This is a genomic window from Streptomyces saintjeani (assembly GCF_055409605.1).
This window is the reverse complement of record NZ_CP189624.1, coordinates 2610077-2627026: the sequence shown is the minus strand read 5'-3', so window position 1 is coordinate 2627026 and position 16950 is coordinate 2610077. Positions and strand designations below refer to the sequence as shown.

Below are 16950 nucleotides of genomic sequence, written 5' to 3'. Positions count from 1 at the left end.
GAAACGTTGAGGTGACCCCGAAAACCTTCGACGCGGCCCCGGCGACGCCCTCAACTGCGAGGACGTCCGGGGCCGCGTCGTCTCGGCCGTTACCGGCGAGTAGGTTCTTGTGCGGGAATTCACACGGCTGGAGTCAGTACATCCGAAGGTCGGAGCGTCATACCGCCTGCGAGGCGACGTACGCGCCACGCTTCTCGACGGCCATCTGGTACAGCCGTCCCGCGCGGTACGACGACCGCACCAGCGGCCCCGACATGACCCCGGAGAACCCGATCTGCTCGGCCTCCTCCTTCAGCTCCACGAACTCGTGCGGCTTGACCCACCGCTCGACGGGGTGGTGCCGCACGGACGGCCGCAGGTACTGCGTGATGGTGACCAGCTCGCACCCGGCGTCGTGCATCTGCTGCAACGCGTCGGTGATCTCCTCGCGGGTCTCGCCCATCCCGAGGATCAGGTTCGACTTGGTCACCAGGCCGTAGTCACGGGCGGCGGTGATGACCTTCAGCGAACGGTCGTACCGGAAACCGGGCCGGATCCGCTTGAAGATCCGGGGCACGGTCTCGACGTTGTGCGCGAAGACCTCCGGCCGGGACGCGAAGACCTCTTCGAGCAGCTCCGGTACGGCGTTGAAGTCCGGCGCCAGCAGCTCGACCTTCGTACGGCCCTCCGCGCGCGCGGCCGTCTGCTCGTGGATCTGCCGCACGGTCTCGGCGTACAGCCACGCCCCGCCGTCCTCCAGGTCGTCGCGGGCGACGCCGGTGATGGTGGCGTAGTTCAGGTCCATCGTGACGACGGACTCGCCCACCCGGCGCGGCTCGTCCCGGTCCAGTGCCTCGGGCTTGCCCGTGTCGATCTGGCAGAAGTCGCACCGCCGCGTGCACTGGTCGCCGCCGATGAGGAACGTCGCCTCCCGGTCCTCCCAGCACTCGTAGATGTTGGGACAGCCGGCCTCCTGGCACACCGTGTGCAGCCCCTCGCTCTTCACGAGGCTCTGCATCTTCGTGTACTCGGGACCCATTTTCGCCCGGGTCTTGATCCACTCGGGCTTGCGCTCGATGGGGGTCTGGGCGTTACGGACCTCCAGGCGCAGCATCTTGCGTCCGTCGGGTGCAACTGCGGACACGACCGGCTCCCTGTGCTTCGATTCTTCGGCGTACACCAGGGTACGCCCGTGATTAATGGGGCCAACCTCGGGATGAAGGGGTTGATTCCCTCCGATCACACCGCGGCCCGCTCCACCTCGCGCGGCTTCAACTCCGCGTTCTCCAGCACATCCCTGAGATGCCGCTCCACCACCGGCAACACCTCGTCGATCGTCACGTCCCGCCCCAGTTCCTCCGCCAGGGACGCCACCCCCGCGTCCCGGATGCCGCACGGGATGATCCGGTCGTACCACTTGTTGTCGGGGTTCACGTTGAACGAGAACCCGTGCATCGTGACCCCCTTGGCGACCCGGATCCCGATCGCCGCGATCTTCCGGTCCTCCCGCCGCTGCCCCGCGTTGGACGGCGCGTACTCGGGCCCGTTCATCCGAGGGTCGAACTCCTCATCGGTCAACCGGGGATCGAAGTCCAGGGACAACCCCCCGAGCGAAGGCCGCTCCTCGACGGGATCGCCCAGCACCCACACCCCACTGCGCCCCTCGACCCGCGACGTCTCCACCCCGAACTCCGCACAGACCCGGATCAGCGCATCCTCGATCCGCCGCACATGGGCCACGACATCCACCGGCCGGGGCAGCTTCTGAATGGGATACCCCACCAGCTGACCGGGCCCGTGCCACGTGATCTTTCCTCCGCGATCGACGTCGATCACCGGCGTCCCGTCAAGGGGCCGCTCACTGTCGGCCGTACGCCGCCCGGCGGTGTAGACCGGCGGATGCTCCAGCAGCAGCACCGTGTCCGGCACCTCATCGGCGAAGCGCGCCGCATGAACCCGCCGCTGCTCGTCCCAGGCGACCTGGTACTCGACCGCCCCGTCCCCGAACCCCATGCGGACGAACCGCAGCTCACTCACCGCAAACGCCTCCTCGACGTGGTAAGGCACGAAACGCCTCCACGCCACTGTACGACTGCCGCGTCCGCGTCAGCCCGACGGCCAATCCTCACACGATCGGATGAATGCCCCCCGGATAGTGCGACCGCTTGCTCACGCTCCGCTACATTCGCGCCGTTCACGAGGCCAACTGGGCTGCTCACAGGCAATCCGGGAACTTCATCCGGGCACGCCACATGCCCGGAAGGCAGGAGACCGCACCGCAGATGACGGACCGACCCGCGCCGCGCACCCCCAACCGCCAGCTCGCCGCGCTCATCGCAGAAGCGGGGTTCTCCAACGCAGGACTGGCCCGTCGGGTCGACCAGCTCGGGCTCGAACACGGCCTGGACCTCAGATACGACAAGACGTCGGTGACCCGCTGGCTGCGTGGCCAGCAGCCGAGGGGTACGACGCCGGCCCTGATCGCGGAGGTCTTCACGAGGCGCCTCGGCCGCCGCCTGACCGCCCAGGACCTCGGCCTCGACGCCTGCGCCCCCGTGTACGCGGGCCTGGAGTTCGCCGGCACCCCCGAGGAGGCCGTCGACATCATCAGCGGCCTGTGGCGCAAGGACTCCGGCAGCCACGCGGAACTCCGCAAGATCGCCTTCACCCCGGCGGGCCTGGTCGTACCGAGCCGCGACTGGCTGATCGGCCGCGCCGACGAGAAGGTGGCCCGCGCCGAGCCGCACCCCCGTATCCCCCCGCAGGGCAGCCCGGCCGTACCCCGCCAGCGCGAGCGGGGCGACCGAGGCGAACGCGGGGTCCGTGTCACCGGCGGCGACATCTCCGCGCTGCGCTCGGTCGGCGAACTCTTCCGCGCGCTCGACAGCCGCTACGGCGGCGGCCACGCCCGCCAGGCCCTGGTCCGCTACCTGGAGCACGAGTGCGAGCCCATGCTCCGGGGTGTGTACGGCGAACAGACGGGCCGCCGCCTGTTCGCCGCCGCCGCCGACCTCACGCGGCTGGCCGGCTGGACGTCGTACGACATCGCCGCGCACGGCCTCGCCCAGCGGTACTTCGTCCAGGCGCTGCGCCTCTCCCAGGCGGCGGGCGACCGCGCGTACGGCGCGTACGTCCTCGTCACGATGAGCCGCCAGGCGGTGTACCTCGGCCACGGCCGCGAGGCGGTCCAACTGGCGCGTGTGGCCCAGCAGGGCGTGGGTACGGCGGCGGCCCCGACCGTCCAGGCCCTGCTGCACGCGGTGGAGGCGCGCGGACACGGAGTCCTGGGCGAAGTGCGGGCCTGCACAACGTCGTTGGTCCGCGCGGAACGGGCCCTGGAAGCGTCGAAGCACACCGGCGCGGAGGAAGTCCCGTACTGGGCCCGCTTCTTCGACGAGGCCCAGCTCGCCGACGAGTTCGCCCACTGCCACCGGGACCTCCACCAGTTCCGCGCGGCGGCCCAGCACGCGGAACGCTCCCTCCACTTGAGGCCCGCGACCCAGGCCCGCAGCCGCCTGTTCTGCCGGGTGGTCCTGGCGACGGCCCGCCTCTCCCTGGGCGAACTGGACCAGGCATGCCGCCACGCGGCGGAGGCGGCGACCCAGGCTTCCGAGATGCGCTCGGCGCGGGCCGTGGAGTACGTCCGGGACTTCGAGCGGAGGCTGGAGCCGTACAAGGACGCGGCGGCGGTACGGGGGTACCGGGAGAAGGTGGCGGCGCTGGGGTGAGAGCGCGCCGGGCGGCCGGTGGGGGCCGCCCGGCCGGGCCGGTCACCCCGTCAGCTCCACCGCCTCCCGGAAGTCCGCGTGCGCCTCCCGGTACCGCTTCACCGCGACCAGGAACGTCGCCCGGTCGGTGAGCATCCGGGCGAGCCACTCCGGATCGCCCAACTCCCGTGCCAGAGCGACGGATCGGTCGAAGAGGGGACGCAGAGGCTGCTCCACCCGGTGGGTGCGCCGCTCGTGGTACAGCGCCGAACGGACCGTCAATCGGTGCTGTACGACGGCGAGTTCGGCGAGTGGTAGGCCCGGCTCGGCGGCCTTGCGCTCCAGCTCGCCGAGCCCGGCGACGTATGCGCGCCGGACATCGGGGGACCAGTCGGCGAAGTCGGTGCCGAAGGCGGGCGCGGGGGAGCCGGCGGGCTCCAGGGAACGGGACGACAGGGCAAGCAGCGTCGTCCAGAACGTGAGGAGGCCGCTCCACGCCCGCTGCTCGCCGGAATCGCCCAACTCCCGCAACAGGCCCAGCGCTTCGGCCCGCACGGCGTCCGCGCCGACGGTCCCCGCCATCCGGGAGTGGTGCACCAGCGCCCACACGGTGATCGCCGTCGACCCCTCGCCCTTCACGAGCCGCCCCCGCTGGACATCGACGAGCCGCCCGAACGCCTCCGACGCCGCGCTGTGGCCGCCCGCCGCGTCGAGTTCGGCCGCCCACCGCGTCAACGCCCAGAAGGAGTCGTCCACTTCACGCCCGGCGACCTCCGCCGCCTCGTCGTGCCGCCCCTCCTCCGCGAGCACCACGGCCAGCCGCCCGCTCCCGTACGCGCGGCTCGCCACCTGCCCCCGCTCGAACCCCTCGCGCCCGACGGAGGCCGCCTCCTCGCACACGGCGAGCCCTTCCGCCCGCCGCCCCTGCCGGAACAACTCCCCTTCGTACGCCCCGAGCGCCCGCACCAGTGTCTCGGTGCGCCCGGGTTCGTCTCCCGGGATCTCCCGCGCGGCCCGGGCCGCCTCCCCGCACAGCGCGAAGACGATGTCCGGCCGCTCCCTGAATTCCGCCGCGTACGAATACGAGACCAATGCCGTCGCCAGTTTCCCCAGATAAGCCAGCGGACTCACCTGAGCCAATACCCGATAGGCCGTGACTTTCTCCCGCAGACTCAGTCCCCCCGATCCCAGCAATGCCGTCCGAGCCCTCAACACCGCGTCCTGATCGACCGACTTGGAGTGATCCATGCGGAAGATTCTGGGCGCCGGTGAACTCGCGGACAAGGCAAACGAGTTGTGCCGTCCGTCCTACGAAATCACCGGCGAACCTGTCATGATGGGGACGGTTCACTTCTCGCGCGGAATTCTCTTCTCCGGGACCCTCACGCCGCTTCGCGGACCGTCGCCGGGGGGTCCGCCGACTGCGACGCCCCAGACGCCCCCAGCTCCGCGATCAGCGCGGTCGCCGCGCGGTGCGCCGAATGCAGCGCCCCCTGCACCGTGCTGGTGTCCCGGTGGTCCCCGCAGACGTACAGCCCCGCGAGGAGCCGGACGGCCCGGCGCAGGTCGTGGGGTGGACGCATCGCGGGGACCGCCTCGGCGGTGTGGTGGACGGCGAGGGTCTCCCAGCGGGACGTGGACGTGCCGTAGAGGCGCGCGAGGTGCGCGCGGACGGCGTCGTCCAGGCCGGCCGGGGGAGTGCCGAGAACGGTCGAGGAGATCAGCACCCGCCCCACGGGCGCCCTGCTGGGATCGACCTCGCTCATGACGGCCGTGTGCGCGACCGGCCCGCCCCGCTCCGCGTCCAGCAGCAACGCGCCCCCGCTGTCGGGGAGTTCGTCGGTCGTGTGGTGGACGACGGTCACCGGATGGAACTCCGGCACCCGCAGCCCCGGCAGCAGCTCGGCCGCCGTACGCGCGTCGGTCGCCACCAGCACGGCCCGGCACCGGAACTCCCCGTGCTCGGCGGTGGTGACGCAGGTGGTGGAGACGGACGTGACGCGAACTCCCGTACGCACGACGCCCGTCGGCAGCGTCGAGGCGAGCAGCTCGGGCAGCGCGTCGGCCCCGCCCTCGGGTACGCACAGCCGCCCCCCGACGAATGCCCGCAGCGCCAGGTCGGCGCACCGGCTGGACGTCGTCAGCTCGGGGTCGCACAGCAGCGCGGCGAGCAGGGGCCGCAAGAACGCGTCCACCGTACGGCCCGGCAGCCCCCGCGCCGTGAGCGCCTCCCCGGCGGGGGACTCGGCGCGGGCGAGGAGCCGCTCGACGGGGACGGACGCGAGCCGGGAGAGGGCGCCGCGTAACCGCGCCTGGTCCATGGCCGATCCGAGGGGGCCGCCGTACCGCACCTCGCCGCCCGCCCCGGTCCGAGGGGCGCTCGCCAGGGCGCGTACGGCGTCGAATGCGCCCCTCGCGCCCCCCACGACGGAGCCTCCGGCACCGGCCAGCGCGCCCCCCACGGCGGCGGCCCGGGAGCCGGTCTCGGTCTCGGAGCCCCACGATTCCCTCGCCGCGTCGAACCCGCGCGCGCCGCGGCCGAACGCCCGGACTCCCCGGCCGCCGCCGAGGTCGAGCCCCAGGACTCCTCGCGCGCCTCCGAGGTCGAGCCCCAGCCCACCCCGCGCGCTTCCGAGGTCGATGCCTCGCCCGCCCAGAACTCCCCGCCCGCCTCCGGGATCGAGCCCCGCCCCACCCCGAACCCCCCGCGAGGCACCAGGAGTTGTCCTCCGTGCTCCGGCGACTCCCCTCCTGCCCCCAAGTCCCCTCGCGGCGCCGGGAGTTCCCATCCGCACCCGCCGTCCCTCGCCGTGCACCAGCACCCCCGGCGAGAAGGGCCGCAGCGCCAGCCCCGCCAGGCCCGGTGTCATCGTCAGCTCCGGGTACGCCGTGGACAGCAGCTGCCCGATCCGGTCCAGCCGGAACCCGTCGACCTTCTCGGTCGCCATGCGCCCCCCGACCCCGGGGGCGGCCTCCAGTACGCACACCGACAGTCCTGCGCTGGTCAGCCGCTGCGCCGCGGACAGCCCGGACACCCCGGCTCCCACGATGACGACGTCGACCTTGTACGCGGGCTCAAGCATGTGCCCCTCCTCGCGGATTGCGTCGAGTCGAAGGCGTCGTACCCTCAACTCGCCGTAGGGATACCCGAGTTCCGCTTGAGGGTAGGTCCGCGCCCGCGCGGGGTCAGCTCGCGCACACACCGGGCACGGGCGCACGCGGGTCGCATGTCACCCGAGGGCGGCCCGCACGGCGTCGTCGATGCCCGGGAACGCGAACCGGAATCCGGACTCCAGGAGTCTGCCGGGTACGACGCGGGCGCTGCCGAGCACGTCCCCGGCCATCTCGCCGAGCACCGCCTTCAACACGGGGGCGGGGACGGTGAACACCTTCGGGCGGTGCAGTACGCGGGCCATGGCGTCGGTGATCTGACGGTTGGTCAGGGGTTCGGGTGCGGTGAGGTTGAACGGCCCTTCCAGGTCGTCGTGTTCGAGGAGGTACCGGATCGCGGCGACCTCGTCGTGCAGCGCGATGTACGACCAGTACTGCCGCCCGTCGCCCATCCGCCCGCCAAGTCCCGCCTTGAACAAGGGGAACAGCTTCCCCCAGGCGCCGCCCCCCTTCGCGACGACCAGCCCGGTCCGCGCGAACACGGTCCGTACGCCCGCCTGTTGGGCCGCCCCGGCCGCGGCCTCCCACTCCACGCACAGCTCGGGCAGGAACCCCGACGCGGCGGGCGCGCTCTCGTCGACGACCCGGTCCCCGGTCTCGCCGTAGATGCCGATCGCACTCCCGTTGACGAACACGCGCGGCGGCTCGGCCATCCCGGCGACGGCCTCGGCGAGCGCCCGCGTCCCGTTGATCCGCCCGTCCCGGATGGTCTTCTTGTACGCCTCCGTCCAGCGCCGGTCCCCGACCCCGGCCCCGGCGAGGTTCACGACGGCGTCCACGCCCGCGAGCCCCGCCGCGTCCACCCGCCCCGCCTCCGGCTGCCAGGCGATCTCGCGCGGCCCGGATGTCTCACGCCGCACCAGCCGCACCACCTCATGCCCGTCGGCCTCCAGGGACCGAACCAGCGCACTCCCGATCAGACCGGAAGCCCCGGCCACAGCGATTCGCTTCATGCGCCCATCCTGCGCCTCGTCCCCATAAAATCTCCGTTTGAACATTCAATCGTGTGCGAGCGGGTCACTCCCGCCGATCGCACCCCGCCCCTACAGTGCCCCCGCCCGGCAGCTTGAACACCACCCACACCACCTTCCCCACCCCCTCCCTGGGCCCCACCCCCCACTCCGCCGCCAGCGCCTCCACCAGCATCAGCCCCCGCCCGTCCTCGTCCCACTCCGTGGCCCGCTTCACCACGGGCAACTCCTCGCCGGCGTCGGCGACTTCGATCCGCAGCTCCACCGCGCCCAACTCGACCTCCACCCGCACCTCCTTGTCGGGCGCCGCCTTCGCCCGCACCGCGTTGGTCACCAGCTCCGACACCAACAGCTCGGCGTCGTCGATGAGTTCGGTCCCGATCCGCCAGCGGATGAGCTGCCGCCTGAGGTCGTCCCGGGCGCGGGCGACGCTGCGGCGAGTGCGGGGGTACTGGTGGGCGGCGGACTGCGATACGGCGTTCGCGGGCATGAGTCATCCCCTTTGTTCCGTGCGGCTTGCGCTACGCACCGAAGCTAGCCGCGTTCGAATCGTGTCTGCAATGCGCTTGGCTCACAAATTTGCGTCAGAACTAGTGTTCCCCCTGTACTCACCTTGCATCAACAGGGCAGACTCTTCGGCAGAGTTGAGAGGGGAAGGGATATGCCCGTAGGGGGAAAGCCGACCGTGCGCAGCCGCCGGCTCGGCATCGCACTCCGCCGTCACCGAGAGGCGGCCGGCCTCGACCAGGCAGCGGCGGCCGAGGCGATCATCAAGTCCGTGAGCAAGGTCAGCCGGGCGGAGAGCGGTCACGTCTCGGTTTCGGCCTTGGAAGTCCGCACGCTGCTGGACCGGTACGGGGTGACGGACGAGAACGAGCGGGCGCGCTTGTTGGGTTGGGCGCGCGCCAGTAACGAACGGGGCTGGTGGGTCGACTATGAGGAGACGCTTCAGCCTGACTATGCGGACCACATCACGCTGGAGAACGACGCGTCGTACATCCTGTCGTGGGACCCGGTGCTGATCCCTGGTCTGTTGCAGACCGCTCAGTACGCGGAGAAGGTCATTACCGTCGGGCCTTTCGTTCACTCGGACGACAAGGTCGCCGAACTGGTCGAGGTCCGGATGCAGCGGCAGCGCAGGCTCGACGAGGGGGCTGTGCAGTACACGGCCATCCTCTGGGAGCCTGTGATCACTGCGCTTGCTGATGGCTCCGAGGCGAACAGGGACCAACTGCAACATCTGCTGAAGGTGGGCCGTCGGCAGAACGTACAGCTTCAGATCCTGCCGGCATCGGCCTTTCTGGCCGCGACGATGTCCGACGCGTTTACAGCCTTTTCGTACGGCGTGGAGCCCTACGCGGAGGTCGTAACCGTCCGAACCCCCGTGAACACCACCGTCGTTGAGTCCCCGGATGACCTGGCCACCTACGCCAACGTCTTCAATCGGCTACGCTCGGCAGCACTGTCGCCTACGCAGTCCGCTCGCCGGATTCGCCAGGCGCTGGACAACAAGGACCAGCAGACGTAAGAGGCACCTGTGACCCCCGACATTGAGATCGTCAGCGCGTTCCGCAAGTCGTCGTACTCGGCCCAGAACAACGACTGCGTCGAACTCGCCCGCACTTCCATCGGGGGCCATGCCGTCCGTGACAGCAAGTTGTCCTCCAGCCCGGTTCAGTTCCACGGCGCGGAGGCGTGGACCCGGTTCGTCCAGTCCGTGACCACAACCTCCTGAGGGACTGCGCATGACGCCAGGGATCGTCACCCCGTTCCGCAAGTCGTCGTACTCGGCCCAGCAGAACGCCTGCGTCGAACTGGCCCGCACCTCCCTCGGAGGCCAAGCGGTCCGCGACAGCAAACAGCTCCCCTCCGCCCCCGTCCACTTCTTCACCCCCCAAGCCTGGACCCCCTTCATCCAGGCACTCCGGACCCCCTCAACCCCCCTCGCGCGCCCGCGCGAAATGCTCTAAACCCCCCCCACCCCACGGCGACGGGCCCAACCCTTGGTGACCAGCTCCACACCGTGAGACCGTCCGCAGGTGACTGACATTGCCCCGGACGACCGCATCCCGTCCGTCCTGCGTTTCGCAACGGAACTCATCGCCTGGATAGCCACCCCCTGGGCCCTGTCCAGCCACTCATGGCTGCTCGCCACTCTCTCCGTGGTGATCCTGATCGGCCTCCCGACACTCTTCTCCACCCCCGGCGACAAGGCCAAGGTGATCATTCCGGTACCTGGCTGGGTCACGATCCTGCTCGTGCTGCTTCAGCTCACCGCGGCCGTGATCTCCGCGTGGGTGGCCTGGCCCGCCGGGGTGGCGATCGCGGTGACTCTGCTGGCCGCCACCACCCTCGTCACAGAACGCCGCCGCTGGCGCTGGCTCGTATCCAAGAACCGGGTCTGACCCCGTTGTCAGTGGCCCCCGGCATCATGGCCGTATGCGTGCGGCGCGGTTGATCAAGATGGTTCTGCTGCTTCAGGGGCGGCCCTTCATGAGCGGGGCCGAGCTGGCCCGGGAGCTGGAGGTGTCCGAGCGGACGGTGAGCCGGGATGTGGAGGCGTTGTCGGAGGCGGGGATTCCGGTGTACGCGGAGCGGGGGCGGGGTGGGGGGTACCGGTTGATCGGGGGGTACCGGACGCGGTTGACGGGGCTGGGGAGGGACGAGGCCGAGGCGTTGTTCCTGAGCGGGGTGCCGGAGGCGCTCCGGGGGATGGGGCTGGAGGACGCCGCGTCGGCGGCCCGGATGAAGGTCGCCGCCGCGCTGGTGCCCTCGCTGCGGGACGCTCCGGACGTCGCCGCCCAGCGGTTCCATCTGGACGCGCCCGCGTGGTTCCGGGAGGCGGCGGTCCCGGAGGGGCTCGCGGCGGTGGCGCAGGGGGTGTGGGGGGACTGGCGGATCAGGGGGACGTACCGGCGCAAGGACCGGACCGTGGAGCGGGAGCTGGAGCCGTACGGGCTCGTACTGAAGGCCGGGGTCTGGTACCTGTGCGCGCGGGCCGACGGCACGTTCCGGATCTACCGGGTCGAGCGGTTCGAGGCCGTGGACGTGCTGGAGGAGCGGTTCGACCGGGACGGCGGCTTCGAGCTGGCCGCGTTCTGGGAGACGCAGGGCGAGTCGTTCGCGCGGTCGCTGCGGCGGGAGGAGGTCGTCGTACGGCTCTCGCCGGAGGGCGTGCGCGGGCTGCCGTACGTGGTCGATCCGTTGACGGCGCGGGAGGCGCTCGCGGGGGTGGAGGCGGGCCGCGAGTGGGTGACCGTCACGCTGGGCGTGGAGTCGATGGACGTGGCGTTCACGCAGTTGCTGGGGCTGGGCGCGGAGGTGGAGGTGGTGACGCCGCGGGAGTTGCGGGAGCGGTTCGTGGGGGTGGCGGGGAGGTTGGGGGCGCTGTACGGGGAGGGGGGAGGGCGTGGCACCGTCCCGTGAAGATCCCGCCGATCCCGCTACTCCGGGTGCGTCCCGCCCCTCGAAGCACGATGCTGGTCCCGTGATGGACGAGACGGAGTTCTGGGAGCTGGTGGACGGTGCTCGGGAGGGTGCCGACGGGGACCCCGAGGAGCAGGCGGATGTGCTGGTCGCGCGGCTGCTGGAGCGGGATCCGGAGGCGGTGCTGGACTTCGCCCGTCACTTCGAGGCGCGGTACAACCGGGCGTACCGGTGGGATCTGTGGGGCGCCGCGTGGGTCCTGCTGGACGGGGTGAGCGACGACGCGTTCGACTTCTTCCGGTGCTGGCTGATCGGCCAGGGCCGGGACGTCTTCGAGGGCGCCCTCCACGACCCCGACGCCCTCGCGGAGCTGATCGACGACTTCGACGAGGAGATCGACGGCGACGGCGAGGAGCTGGGCTACGCGGCGGACGAGGCGTACGAGCAGCTCACGGGGGTGGTGGCGCCGGACCTGGGCATCCCCCCGGCCCCGCCGGAGCCGGCGGGCACGCCGATCGACTTCGAGAACGAGGCGGCGCTGGCGGAGAGGTACCCGAGGCTGTGGGGGCGGTTCAAGGAGTGAGGGGTTCCGTACGGGAGGCCGGGCGCCGCGTGCTGTCGCTCGGGATGTACCCCTGCTGCCCCTCCGCCTTCAGCACTGCGTGATGCAGCGGCGCCCGGTTCGCCTGGTCCAGCGCTGACGCGGTCGTCGCCGCCGGGCCGAGGACGACCGCGACGACGGCGCCCAGCACCGCCCAGGGGCTGCGGGTCCAGCGCTTCGGCTGCGGTGTGCGGTGCTCGTTCATGTTCCCCGGCCTCCCTGTCGGCTTGTGTCGTGCATGACGTTAGGCACCGGGAATGGGAGGACGCTGAAGGCCGCCTGAGACGTTCCTGTGAACGCCCGGCCCTGCAACTCGGCGGCGCGGGCGCGGATGTGGGGCAGTAGGCGCATCAACGCCAGGCCGGGGCAGGTCGTCATGTACCCGTCCTTGTGACCGGCGATCACGGGCAGGGACGCGGTGGTCCCGGCGGCGTACCGGCTGTGCCCGCTCGTGGACGTGAGGCGCGCGAGCCCGCGCGGGTCGACGTCGGACAGCCCCAGCTTCCACGCGGCGAGCGCGGCGATGGCCTCGGTCATGGCGGGCGGGACCGGCGTCCCGGAGATGAACGTGCCGAGCGCCGCGATACCCGTCGTCCGGTGGTTGAAACCCTGCGTGTGCGCGCCGGTGACGGCGCGGTCGGTGCCGCCCGCGCGGCCCTCGTAGATGGTCCCGCAGCGGTCCACGAGGAAGTTGTAGCCGATGTCGTCCCAGTCCCGGACACCTGTCTGACCTGCGCGGAGGTAGCGGATGATGCGGGGTGCGTCGGCGCAGTCGTACCGGTTCGGGGAGTCGGTGTGGTGGACGAAGACGGCGACGACCTTGTCGTCGTAGCGGGGCGCGGGCTGCGCGCGGGGGCCGTCGAGCCAGGCGCTGCGGGGGACGATGCGGGGGCGGGGCGCGGTGTGCGGCGCGGGCTGGAGCGTCGCGGTGGTCACCGGGACCCGGTCGACGCCGGACGCGCACAGGGCGAGGGCGGCGATCGCGGCGAGGCCGGGAACGTAGGCCAGGGGTTTGAGGCGGCGTCCGTTGCGCATGGTCCTACTGTCGGTTCGTCGCACCGAGGGCGCGATGTACGGTGTGCCACTCGGTGGAACCAACGTCCCGGTCCGACCGTTTTCCGAGGTACACGCACACGTGGCCGGTTTCGATCACGCGTGCGGGTGCGGCTGATCAAAAGGGCCCTTCCCCCACGTATTCATGGGTTCGAGAGAAAGGCGGCTCCGTGGACCTGCTCGACATCCTGCTGGTGCTGGTTGTACTCGCGTACGCCGGTTCCGGCTACCGCCGCGGCCTGGTGGCCGGCTGCGTCTCGCTCGCCGGCTTCGTCGGCGGCGCGGTCATCGGCGTCTGGGTCCTGCCGTGGGTGATGAAGCTGGTCACACCGGGTACGACGGCGGCGACGATCACCGCGGTGTGTACGGTCCTGCTGCCGGCCGTCGTCGCGCACAGCCTCGCCGGGCGGCTCGCCCTGCGGCTGCGCCGGGAGCTCGACCGGGGGCCCCTGCGCGTCGCCGACGGCATAGGGGGCGCCGCCGCCAACGCGGTCGCCGTCCTCATCGTCGCCTGGGTCGCCGCCAGCGTCCTCGGCGCGTCCTCCTCGACGCTGGTCACCTCCGCGATACGGGACTCCAAGCTCCTCGGCACGGTCCAGGACGCCATGCCCGACACCACCCCGGCCTGGTTCTCCGACGCGACCTCCGCCCTCACCGAGGCCGGGTTCCCCCAGGTCTTCAACCCCTTCGAGAACGAGTCCACGGCGGAGGTCGCGAAGCCGACGGGCGACAGCGTCACGGCGAGCGCCACCAACGCGGCGAAACTCAGCACGGTGAAGATCGAGGGCGCGTCCGGCGACCAGGGCCGTGAGGGGAGCGGGTTCGTGTACGCCCGCGAGCGCGTGATGACCAACGCCCACGTGGTCGCGGGCATCGACCGCCCCACGGTCCGCATCGGCGGCGTGGGCCGCTCCTACGACGCCCGCGTGGTCCTGTTCGACCCCGACAAGGACGTGGCCGTCCTGTACGTCCCCGGCCTGCGCGCACCGATCCTCCGCTTCGACGACGAGGCGTCCCGGGGCGACCAGGCGGTCGTCGCGGGCTACCCCCAGGACGGCGACCTCAACCTCCAGGCGGCCACGGTCGCGAACCGGGTCAAGGCGACGGGCCGCAACATCTACAACGACGCGACGGTGACACGGGAGATCTACTCGATCCGGTCGACCGTCCGGCCCGGGAACTCCGGGGGGCCGCTGCTGACGACCGAGGGGCGGGTGTTCGGGGTCGTCTTCGCCCGGTCCACGTCCGACGACGAGACGGGGTACGTGCTGACGGCGGCCGAGGTCGCGCCGGACGCGGAGAAGGGGGTGGGGGCTATGGAGCGGGTGTCGACCGGGGAGCTGATCACGTCCTGACAGTGACCGATTCGTGGACGGAGTCAATGTTGGTCACGTACTCTTCTATGTACATCACCAACATCGCGCCGGAGGTGCTTCATGTCTGTGACGCAGATCGACATCGATGACGATGCCTTGGAGCGCGCCATGGCTCTGTCCAAGGTCAGAACCAAGAAGGAGGCGGTGAACCTCGCTCTGCGCTTCTACGCCGAGCAGCAGGAGCGAGCGGCCCGGATCGGCCGGCACTTCGAGCGGGCGCGTGAGTGGGGCGCCGTCGAGGACGCCGAGCAGCTGCACCGGGCGGAGAAGAACAGCCGGTGATGTACCTGCTCGACACGTCCGGCCTGGTCCGGTTGCTCCGTGACCCCGAACTGCAATCGGCCTGGTACGACGCGATCGACGCCACGACTGTCGCGTCCTGCTACGCGCAGCGCGCTGAATTCCTCTACAGCGCCCGGAACAGGCGCGAGTACGACGAGATCGCGGAGATGTTCGCCGATCTCTACCCTGACGTACCGGTGCCGAAGAACGCGGGGCGCTGGATCGGTGCGGTCCAGCACCGGATGGCCCAGGCGGGCGAGCACCGCAGCGCCTCAGCGGTGGATCTCATCATCGCCGCCACTGCCGCCTACCATGGTCTGACCGTCCTCCACGACGATGCCGACTACCGCGCTGTCGCCCGTCACGCATCCGACCTGAGTGAGCACAACGTCCACGACATCACCTGAGACCCCGGGCCGAAGCCGAGAGTCAGGAGTCCGGACTCGCCCTGCGCCTCCGCCCTCGGGCGTGACGTGCCCGTGAGCGAGGCGCGCTTACCGGAGTCGTGGGATCACTGTCGTGAAGCACAGCAAGGATTTCTTCCATCCCGGGTCGCTCGGCGGGGTTTTCGCGGAATGCCTGAGAAATGATGCCATGGACAGGCGGAGGGAGTCGATCTGAATGAAAAAAGGGTGGATCGGGAACATTTCCCGCGAGAATGTGCATCATCCTCAGGTGGGTGTCTTCGACGGTGCTGTTTTCGTTGCGTTCGTCACCGGAAGCGGCAACGGCTGCGGTGACCGCGAACGAGTACACATCATTCTTGGTCCTGACCTGGCCGTTGAACCGCTCGGGTGCCATGTAGCCGACAGTTCCTTCGGGTTCGCTCGCGCCAGTCTTCTGCGTGAGTCCGAAGTCGCCGATCACCCATCGCGACCCGAGTTTGAGTATGTTGGCGGGTTTTACATCGCCGTGGACGAGCCGCAGGGCGTGCAGGTGAAACAGGCCGGCGGCGACGTCCCGCAGCATTTCCAGAAGATCGCTGCCCCAGAGTGGCTGTTCGCTGATGGCATCCCGCAGCGATAATTCCGCGAGAGCCGTACAGATATAGCTCCAGCCGTGGAGTGCACCGCCTTCCTGTGTTCCAGCGCTGCGGTAGGGTAGTAGATTCGGTGCGTCGAGCCCCGCCATGACCATCGCTTCGCGTGAGAAGTACACGTAGCGTTTGTCTCCTTGCGGAGGCTGGAGTTTCAGAGCGACTCGGCCGAGTGAGTTGCCGAAAGCGAACTCCTCTGCTTCCCAGACCACGTTGAGCGCGCCGCGTCCGATCTCCCTGACGAGCCGATAGCGTCCGTCGATGCTTTCCCCGACCAGGGCGAGTGAAGGGATCTCGTCGCGCCTGACGACCGTGCCGCCGCTGTCCGAGGGGAGCGGGATGAAAGTCGGGGGATTGGGAAAGCGGCTTCGGATCGATGCGTGAGGAGTATCCGGGATTTGCAGATATCCGTCCAGCAGCTCCGACAGAAAGGCCATGGCGTTGTGACATGCGACCGGCTGAAGCATGGAGTCCTGGCCAGGCTCCTTGTCGACGAGCCGGTCTGAAATCCCCCGTACCAGAACCGCATGCGTCTCCGTGGGCCAGAAGCGGGCGCCGGTGAGGAAGCCAAGTCCCTCCATCTCCACGGCGTGCGCGTCGTCGAAAGACGCTTTCAGATAGGCGTGCAGTGTGGAGCGGTTCCCTGTGTGGAGCTTGTCACCCGCCGCGATGGGGGCTATATGGGCCACTGGTGGCGGTCGGCGTTCAGCACGGGTGATCTTCTCGTGCCAGACCCCTTCGGCAGCCACCCGAAAGGCGAGCTGGACCAGAGTCCGATCGGCCACCTCGATGGAGGGACGTCCCATCAGGCCCTCGTCGGTCTGTCTCGCAGATTCGTAGCCGTAGACCTTCGTGGCGAACACGACGTCACCGAGATTGACGTCTCTCTTGAGGCTTCCCGCCGTGCCGACGAACGCGATGAGCGCGGGTCTCAATTCCTGCACGGCCTGACTCGCCTGGAGTGCCGCCGCGATGTTTCCCTGTCCGATACAGGTGACCCAGGCCTCCCAGACAGTGCTGGTTGTGGTGAGGTTCCCGACTGAATAGGGAGCCCCAGAGGACGAACGTGTCGCATGCATGGGTGTCAGAAATTCCCTGACCGCCGTGTATTCGGAAGTCGCTGCCGTCAGAATGACAAGCCGCGGTGCGGGGTTCGGCCACGGTTCAGTGCCGAGGAATCTTCCGGGTTCGCCGACTTCGTACCCGTCCGGATCATGGTGGGCGCGTGCGTCGTGGGTCAAGGAGAAAGTACCTCCCAGCGGATCCCTGGCGCCGTGATATTCACTGCGCGCAGTCGGTCGCCGAAAGCTTACCGAATCATGGCCTGTCTCCACGCGTGACGGAGCGA

General features: G+C 70.0%; 19 protein-coding genes. 10 read left to right on the top strand and 9 right to left on the bottom strand.

Annotated features, from left to right (window positions below):
- Positions 1-157: 157 nt before the first annotated feature.
- Both lipA and lipB read right to left on the bottom strand, forming a co-directional pair.
- Positions 158-1123, bottom strand: a complete 966-nt coding sequence (lipA, locus tag ACQCO7_RS11710) for a lipoyl synthase (RefSeq protein WP_464071764.1) — start codon at positions 1121-1123, stop codon at positions 158-160.
- A gap of 95 nt (positions 1124-1218) precedes the next feature.
- Positions 1219-2016 carry a lipoyl(octanoyl) transferase LipB gene (gene lipB / locus ACQCO7_RS11705; protein WP_464077197.1) on the bottom strand — a complete coding sequence of 266 codons (798 nt, stop codon included), beginning with the start codon at positions 2014-2016 and terminating at the stop codon, positions 1219-1221.
- 245 nt (positions 2017-2261) lie between these two features.
- Here lipB and ACQCO7_RS11700 point away from each other — a divergent pair, with 245 nt between their 5' ends.
- Positions 2262-3707: a regulator gene (locus ACQCO7_RS11700; RefSeq protein WP_464071763.1), complete on the top strand. Its 1446-nt coding sequence runs from the start codon at positions 2262-2264 to the stop codon at positions 3705-3707.
- Between the two features lie 42 nt (positions 3708-3749).
- On the opposite strand, the gene ACQCO7_RS11695 is transcribed toward ACQCO7_RS11700, so the two are convergent.
- From ACQCO7_RS11695 to ACQCO7_RS11680, 4 genes are all read right to left on the bottom strand, one after another.
- On the bottom strand, positions 3750-4934 hold the full coding sequence (locus ACQCO7_RS11695; protein ID WP_464071762.1) for a hypothetical protein: 1185 nt from the start codon (positions 4932-4934) through the stop codon (positions 3750-3752).
- Positions 4935-5068: 134 nt separating this feature from the next.
- Positions 5069-6769, bottom strand: a complete 1701-nt coding sequence (locus ACQCO7_RS11690) for an FAD-dependent oxidoreductase (RefSeq protein ID WP_464071761.1) — start codon at positions 6767-6769, stop codon at positions 5069-5071.
- Positions 6770-6916: 147 nt separating this feature from the next.
- Positions 6917-7810 (bottom strand): TIGR01777 family oxidoreductase, encoded by an 894-nt coding sequence (locus ACQCO7_RS11685; protein ID WP_464071760.1) that lies wholly within the window; start codon positions 7808-7810, stop codon positions 6917-6919.
- Positions 7811-7874: 64 nt separating this feature from the next.
- Positions 7875-8318 (bottom strand): ATP-binding protein, encoded by a 444-nt coding sequence (locus ACQCO7_RS11680; RefSeq protein WP_464071759.1) that lies wholly within the window; start codon positions 8316-8318, stop codon positions 7875-7877.
- A gap of 195 nt (positions 8319-8513) precedes the next feature.
- On the opposite strand from ACQCO7_RS11680, the gene ACQCO7_RS11675 reads away from it, so the two are divergent.
- The 6 genes from ACQCO7_RS11675 to ACQCO7_RS11650 all read left to right on the top strand — a co-directional run bounded on the left by ACQCO7_RS11675 (position 8514) and on the right by ACQCO7_RS11650 (position 11837).
- On the top strand, positions 8514-9356 hold the full coding sequence (locus ACQCO7_RS11675) for a helix-turn-helix domain-containing protein (RefSeq protein ID WP_464071758.1): 843 nt from the start codon (positions 8514-8516) through the stop codon (positions 9354-9356).
- Positions 9357-9365: 9 nt separating this feature from the next.
- On the top strand, positions 9366-9563 hold the full coding sequence (locus ACQCO7_RS11670) for a DUF397 domain-containing protein (protein ID WP_464071757.1): 198 nt from the start codon (positions 9366-9368) through the stop codon (positions 9561-9563).
- A gap of 10 nt (positions 9564-9573) precedes the next feature.
- Positions 9574-9798, top strand: coding sequence for a DUF397 domain-containing protein (locus tag ACQCO7_RS11665; RefSeq protein WP_464071756.1), 225 nt, complete (start codon positions 9574-9576; stop codon positions 9796-9798).
- A gap of 69 nt (positions 9799-9867) precedes the next feature.
- Entirely contained in the window at positions 9868-10233 is a 366-nt protein-coding gene (locus ACQCO7_RS11660) for a hypothetical protein (protein ID WP_464071755.1), read from the top strand.
- Between the two features lie 34 nt (positions 10234-10267).
- The gene (locus tag ACQCO7_RS11655) at positions 10268-11254 is read left to right on the top strand and encodes a helix-turn-helix transcriptional regulator (protein WP_464071754.1); all 987 of its coding nucleotides are present in this window, start codon (positions 10268-10270) and stop codon (positions 11252-11254) included.
- A 64-nt stretch (positions 11255-11318) separates the two neighbouring features.
- On the top strand, positions 11319-11837 hold the full coding sequence (locus tag ACQCO7_RS11650) for a DUF4240 domain-containing protein (protein ID WP_464077196.1): 519 nt from the start codon (positions 11319-11321) through the stop codon (positions 11835-11837).
- Here ACQCO7_RS11650 and ACQCO7_RS11645 read toward each other — a convergent pair.
- Both ACQCO7_RS11645 and ACQCO7_RS11640 read right to left on the bottom strand, forming a co-directional pair.
- Positions 11827-12060, bottom strand: coding sequence for a hypothetical protein (locus tag ACQCO7_RS11645; protein WP_464071753.1), 234 nt, complete (start codon positions 12058-12060; stop codon positions 11827-11829). The two genes, ACQCO7_RS11650 and ACQCO7_RS11645, sit on opposite strands and share 11 nt — an antisense overlap.
- Positions 12057-12890 (bottom strand): peptidoglycan recognition protein family protein, encoded by an 834-nt coding sequence (locus ACQCO7_RS11640; protein ID WP_464071752.1) that lies wholly within the window; start codon positions 12888-12890, stop codon positions 12057-12059. Before ACQCO7_RS11640 ends, ACQCO7_RS11645 begins: the two co-directional genes overlap by 4 nt.
- A gap of 188 nt (positions 12891-13078) precedes the next feature.
- Here ACQCO7_RS11640 and ACQCO7_RS11635 point away from each other — a divergent pair, with 188 nt between their 5' ends.
- The 3 genes from ACQCO7_RS11635 to ACQCO7_RS11625 all read left to right on the top strand — a co-directional run bounded on the left by ACQCO7_RS11635 (position 13079) and on the right by ACQCO7_RS11625 (position 14973).
- On the top strand, positions 13079-14263 hold the full coding sequence (locus ACQCO7_RS11635) for a MarP family serine protease (RefSeq protein WP_464071751.1): 1185 nt from the start codon (positions 13079-13081) through the stop codon (positions 14261-14263).
- Between the two features lie 81 nt (positions 14264-14344).
- Positions 14345-14566 carry a type II toxin-antitoxin system VapB family antitoxin gene (locus ACQCO7_RS11630; RefSeq protein ID WP_464071750.1) on the top strand — a complete coding sequence of 74 codons (222 nt, stop codon included), beginning with the start codon at positions 14345-14347 and terminating at the stop codon, positions 14564-14566.
- The gene (locus tag ACQCO7_RS11625; protein ID WP_464071749.1) at positions 14563-14973 is read left to right on the top strand and encodes a PIN domain-containing protein; all 411 of its coding nucleotides are present in this window, start codon (positions 14563-14565) and stop codon (positions 14971-14973) included. The genes ACQCO7_RS11630 and ACQCO7_RS11625 overlap by 4 nt, the downstream gene beginning before the upstream one ends.
- A gap of 22 nt (positions 14974-14995) precedes the next feature.
- Here ACQCO7_RS11625 and ACQCO7_RS11620 read toward each other — a convergent pair whose 3' ends face one another.
- Entirely contained in the window at positions 14996-16843 is a 1848-nt protein-coding gene (locus tag ACQCO7_RS11620; protein WP_464071748.1) for a protein kinase domain-containing protein, read from the bottom strand.
- Positions 16844-16950 lie beyond the last annotated feature (107 nt).